The sequence below is a fragment of the Nocardiopsis protaetiae genome (assembly GCF_045446735.1).
In the GTDB taxonomy this organism is placed as follows: Bacteria; Actinomycetota; Actinomycetes; order Streptosporangiales; family Streptosporangiaceae; genus Nocardiopsis; species Nocardiopsis protaetiae.
In genome coordinates, this window is sequence record NZ_JBJJBV010000383.1 from 1 (window position 1) to 4982 (window position 4982).

Sequence of the window (4982 nt, forward strand, 5' to 3'; positions counted from 1 at the left end):
CACCTCCTGCTCCAGACCCTCGGGGTCCTTGGCCCGCAGCACCCGCCGCCCCAGCAGGGACCACTTCAGCTCGCAGTAAGCGGTCTCGATCTCCCACCGCTGGTGGTACAGGGCCACCAGCGCGGCGGCCGGATAACGCACGGGATCGACCAGGGTGGTGGCCAGCCGGTAGGAACCGGTGCGCCGGCCCTGCTCCGTGGCGATGGTGATCTCGGCTTCGATGAGCCGCACCCGCACCGGCCCGCGCTGGACCAGCCAGCTTCCGTCCCCCAGAGGGCGCAGACGGCGGGGTTTGCTCTGCGAGCCCATCCGGACCAGGAGGTGAGCCCCGCTGGCGTGCAGGCTCTTCAGCAGGTCGGCGGCGTCGAATCCGCGGTCGGCCAGGACGAGCTGGCCCGGTCCCATCACCGGGAGCAGGCGGCCGGCCATGGTGGTCTCGCCCTGGGAGACGGGACCGAAGACGGCTCCCAGCAGTGCCCGCGATCCGGTGGCGACCAGGGCGAGCACCCGGAGTTGGGGGTATCCGGCCCCGGCCCACCGGGTGGCGCCGCTGGAGCGGTGCACGGCCCGGTTCGCTTGTGTGGCGGGTGTGTCCAACAGGGTGCCGTCGATGGCGCACACCAGCAGCCCTTTGAACCGGTGGGCGGCATGGGTGGGGCCCGACAGCAGCTCGAACAGGGCCTTGAGGGGTGCCGGTCCCAGGCGTTTGCGGGCGTAGAACAGCGCGGAGGCGGCCGGTTGCGTGCGCAGGCCCACCCCAGCGGTGAGCTTGCGCCACAGGGCGGGCCAGCCGCAGTGGGCGAACAGTCCGGCCGCGAGTAGGAGGTAGACGACCACGCGGGCGGGCAGCAGCCGTGAGCGCTGCTGATGGCCGTTGGTCTCCTCCAGGGCGGTATCGACCATCTCGAAGGGCACGATCTGGGTGAGTTCTCCCAGGTGGCCGGGGGCGAGGTTGCCGGGGGCATGGTGGGTCCGGCGGGTCGTGACACAATGGTCGGGCAAGGGGCTCCTTGGCGACAGTCGTTGTGAGAGACAACTGTTCTACCAGGGAGCCCCTTCTTCGTGGGCTGTGTTCCGGGGCTGGGCTTGACGTCCTGTTCCCACACCTAACTGAACGACATTGGGTCTAGAGGAGCATCGCGAGCTGGCGGCACTGGGCGACCAGGGTCCCGGTGGAGTCCCAGATCTCCATGTCCTCCTCGTGCAGGCCGCCCGCGACGTGCTTGGTGAAGACCCGGCAGGCCACCCACCCGGGGGCGGGCCGGGCGCGCACGTGGACGCTCAGCTCCACGGTGATGGTCGTGAACTCGCCGATGTCCAGGACGGCGGGCGGGGCGAAGTCGACCATGGCGGGCAGGGCGTGCACGTCGGGTTCGCGGCCGTCGGCGAAGCGCATCCAGAACTCGGCGTGGGGGCGGCCGTCCTTTTCGCCGTCCAGCCAGCCGGGGCGGGTGGGGTAGCGGTATTCGACGCTGTGGGCGATGCCCAGGCCGTCGGGCCGGTTGGCGAACTCGTCGGGGACGGGGCAGTCCTCGGGTGCGGGCAGGTCGGGCGGGGTGTCCAGGGTCAGCACCCGGGCCGCGGGGTTCGGGGCGAGGTCGCCGTAGGTGGCGGTGGCGCGGACGATCTCCTTGCCGCTCTGCTCCAGGACCACCTGGCCGGTGGCGGTGCGGCGGCCCTCGCGGATCACCTCGGTGCGGGCGGTGACCTCGCCCGGCGCGGCGGGGCGCAGGAAGAACGCGGAGACGGCCAGTGGGTCGGGCTGTCCCAGGTTCTGGCGCAGCGCGTTGAGCGCGGTGCCCAGGATGTACCCGCCGTTGGGGTGGGAGGTGAAGGTGGTCCAGGCGTCGGTGAGGGTGGCTGTGAACTCGCCGTCGGCCAGCTTCTCCACGCGGGTGTCGCGGTCGAACTGGTATTTCTCGGCGGTGGGGTCAGGGCTCATACCGCAATGTTACCCGTCGGTAGGTTCGCGCGGGCGGCACGAACGGGAAAACGGTTTGACCCTGACGCAACGTCAGGCCCTAGCGTCGAGGGCATCGGGAACACCCCCGCCACCTGCGCGGACACAAGGAGGGCCGATGGGCCGCACCGTGGGCGAGGTCGCCCGCCTCAGCGGGCAGACCGTGCGCACCCTGCACCACTACGACCGGATCGGGCTGCTCGTCCCGGCCGGGCGCACCCCCTCCGGCTACCGCAGCTACAGCGACGGGGACCTGGAGCGGCTGCGCCGCATCCTCACCTACCGGGAACTGGGCTTCGGCCTGGAGGAGATCGCCGGGATCCTCGACGACACCACCGCCGACACCCGCGCCCACCTGCTGCGCCAGCACGGCCTGGTGACCGAACGCATCGAACGCCTGCGCTCCCTGGCGCGCAGCCTGGAACGCCTGCTGGAGGCCGACACCATGCAACTGAACATCACCCCCGAGGAACGCCTCGAACTCTTCGGTGACTTCGACGTGGACGCCCACGCCGTGGAGGCCGAACGCCGCTGGGGCGGCGACGCCTACACGCGGTCCCAGCGCAAGGTCGCCGCCTACACCAAGGAGGACTGGAGGCGGAACCAGGCCGAGGCCGCCGAGATCTACCGGGACCTGGCCGGGGCCATGGACCGGGGCGAGCCCGCCGACGGCGAGCACACCATGGACCTGGCCGAGCGCCACCGCGCCCACATCACCCGCTGGTTCTACGACTGCACGCCCCGGATCCACCGCGGCCTGGGCGCCCTGTACGTCGACGACGAGCGGTTCACCGCCACCATCGACGCCGACGCCCCGGGGCTGAGCCGCTACCTGCGCGAGGCCTTCGCCGCCAACGCCGACCGCCTCGAACGCGCCTGAGGAGCGGGCCGGTTCAGGGGATGAGGACGATCTTGCCCGAGCCGCGGGCCTGGAGTTCGGCGTGGGCCTGGGCGGCGTTGGCCAGGCTCATCAGGCGGGGTTCGGGCAGCACCAGCCGCCCCTGGGCCTGGGCGTCCAGCAGGGTGCGCAGCACCTCCGGGGTCTGCCCCCCGGCGCCGCCGGAGGAGAACCGCACCCCCAGTGCCTGGGCGGCGCCGTCCGCCAGGGTGAGGACCCGGTCGGTGGTGCCGCCGCGCAGCGCGATCGCGTCCGGCAGCACCCCGTGCCCGGCGGTGTCCAGGACCGCGTCCACCCCGTGCGGGGCGGCCTCGCGGACCCGGTCGGCCAGGCCCTGGCCGTAGGCCACCGGGATCGCGCCCATCGCCCGCACCCGCTCCAGGTTCGCCTCCCCGGCCGTGCCGACGACGGTCACCCCGTCGGCCACCGCGAACTGGGTCGCGATCGCCCCGACCGTCCCCGACGCCCCGTGGACCAGCAGGGTCTCGCCCTTGCGGGGCGCCAGCTCCCGCAGCCCGCGCAGCGCCGCCTCGCCGGCCACCGGCAGCGCCGCGGCCTGCGCCCAGTCCAGGTCCTCGGGCTTGGCCGCGTAGGTCCCCACCAGGGCGTACTCGGCGTATCCGCCGGTCACCGCCCAGCCCACGACGGCCTCGCCCACCGCGGTGTCGGTGATGCCCTCGCCCAGGGCGTCCACCGTTCCGGCGACCTCCGCGCCCAGGACGCGCGGCAGGGTCCCGAACCGCATCGCACCCGAGCGCACCTTGACGTCGAACGGGTTGACCCCCGCCGCCTTGACCGCCACCCGCACCTGTCCGGGGCCCGGCTCGGGCGGGTCGGTCTCCACCACGGTCAGCACCGACGGGGCACCGTACTCGGCGAAACGGACAGCGTGCATCGGCTCGTTCCTCTCGTCCCACGGGTGCTCTAACCTAACGTGCCCGCCCCCGTCCCGAACGAGGAGACATGCCCGGACCCCTGGCCGCCATCGACCGGTTCAACGCCGCCCGCCCCTGGGACCACAACGCCCACTACCACCGGTGGCTGCTGGGGCGGGTGCCCGCGCGGGTGCACCGCGCCCTGGACGTGGGCTGCGGCACCGGCGACCTGGTGCGGGCCCTGGCCGGCCGGGCCGAGGAGGTGGTCGGGGTGGACGCCGACCCGCGCGTCATCGAGCTGGCCCGCGCGGCGACGGGGGAGCGCCCGGGCGTCACCTTCGGCGTGGCCGACGCCGCCGCGGACCTGCCCGCGGGGCCCTTCGACGTCATCACCTGCGTGGCGGTGCTGCACCACTTGCCGTTCGCCCCCACCCTGGAGCGGCTGCGCGACCGCCTGGCCCCCGGCGGGACCCTGCTGGTGCTGGGCGTGCACGAACCGTCGCGGTTCACCGACCACCTGCTGGACGCGGCAGCGGTCCCGGCCAACCTCGCCGTGGCCTGGGCGCGCGGGCGCCGGGCCCGTCCGGCGGCGATGACGGCCCGCACCGCCCCGGCCGCCATGACCCTGCCCGAGATCGCCCGGGAGGCGGGGCGGATCCTGCCGGGGGTGCGGCTGCGGCGGCACCTGTTCTGGCGCCATTCGCTCGTGTGGCGGTCCCGGGGCTGAAAACGGGTGGCGTGTCGGCGCGGACACGGTGCACAGTTCCACAGGAAAATGCACATACCACCCGAAATCCTTGGGAAGTGAGCCGCCCGTGCGCTGGACCGTCCACTCGGAGCGCCCCCTCTACACCGACCCGTGGCTGGACGTGCGCGTCGCCGACGTCGAACTCCCCGACGGCCAGCGCTTCGACCACCGGCTGATCCGCCGCCCCCGCGGCGCGGGCACGGTGCTGCGCGACGGCGGCCGGGTGCTGCTGCTGTGGCGGCACCGGTTCATCACCGACACCTGGGGCTATGAGATCCCCATGGGCGGGGTCCACGACGGCGAGGACCCCCGCCTGGCCGCCGCCCGCGAGGCCGAGGAGGAGACCGGCTGGCGGCCGGGCACCCTCCGGCCGCTGCTGCGCCTGCAGCCCTCCAGCGGCCTCACCGACAGCGAGCACCACGTGTTCGTCACCGACGACGCGGTCCGCGTGGGCGAGCCCACCGACACCTGGGAGTCCGAACGCCTGGACTGGGTGGCGCT

The 4982-nt window shown here is 73.5% G+C and carries 6 protein-coding genes; 3 read left to right on the forward strand and 3 right to left on the reverse strand.

The window, feature by feature from the left end:
* The coding region (locus ACJOT3_RS32370; RefSeq protein ID WP_406976937.1) for an IS4 family transposase at window positions 1-1002 on the reverse strand (1002 nt) is incomplete at its 3' end.
* 124 nt (window positions 1003-1126) lie between these two features.
* Window positions 1127-1942, reverse strand: a complete 816-nt coding sequence (locus ACJOT3_RS32375; RefSeq protein ID WP_406976938.1) for a thioesterase family protein — start codon at window positions 1940-1942, stop codon at window positions 1127-1129.
* A gap of 136 nt (window positions 1943-2078) precedes the next feature.
* On the opposite strand from ACJOT3_RS32375, the gene ACJOT3_RS32380 reads away from it, so the two are divergent.
* Window positions 2079-2840, forward strand: a complete 762-nt coding sequence (locus ACJOT3_RS32380; protein ID WP_406976939.1) for a MerR family transcriptional regulator — start codon at window positions 2079-2081, stop codon at window positions 2838-2840.
* Between the two features lie 13 nt (window positions 2841-2853).
* Here the strand turns inward: ACJOT3_RS32380 and ACJOT3_RS32385 are convergent, their stop codons facing one another.
* Window positions 2854-3753 carry an NADP-dependent oxidoreductase gene (locus ACJOT3_RS32385; protein WP_406976940.1) on the reverse strand — a complete coding sequence of 300 codons (900 nt, stop codon included), beginning with the start codon at window positions 3751-3753 and terminating at the stop codon, window positions 2854-2856.
* 68 nt (window positions 3754-3821) lie between these two features.
* Between ACJOT3_RS32385 and ACJOT3_RS32390 the strand changes: the two genes are divergently transcribed.
* Together ACJOT3_RS32390 and ACJOT3_RS32395 are read left to right on the forward strand one after the other, a co-directional pair.
* Entirely contained in the window at window positions 3822-4460 is a 639-nt protein-coding gene (locus ACJOT3_RS32390) for a class I SAM-dependent methyltransferase (RefSeq protein WP_406976941.1), read from the forward strand.
* Window positions 4461-4548: 88 nt separating this feature from the next.
* Window positions 4549-4982: NUDIX domain-containing protein (locus ACJOT3_RS32395; RefSeq protein WP_406976942.1), on the forward strand; the 434-nt coding region annotated here is incomplete at its 3' end.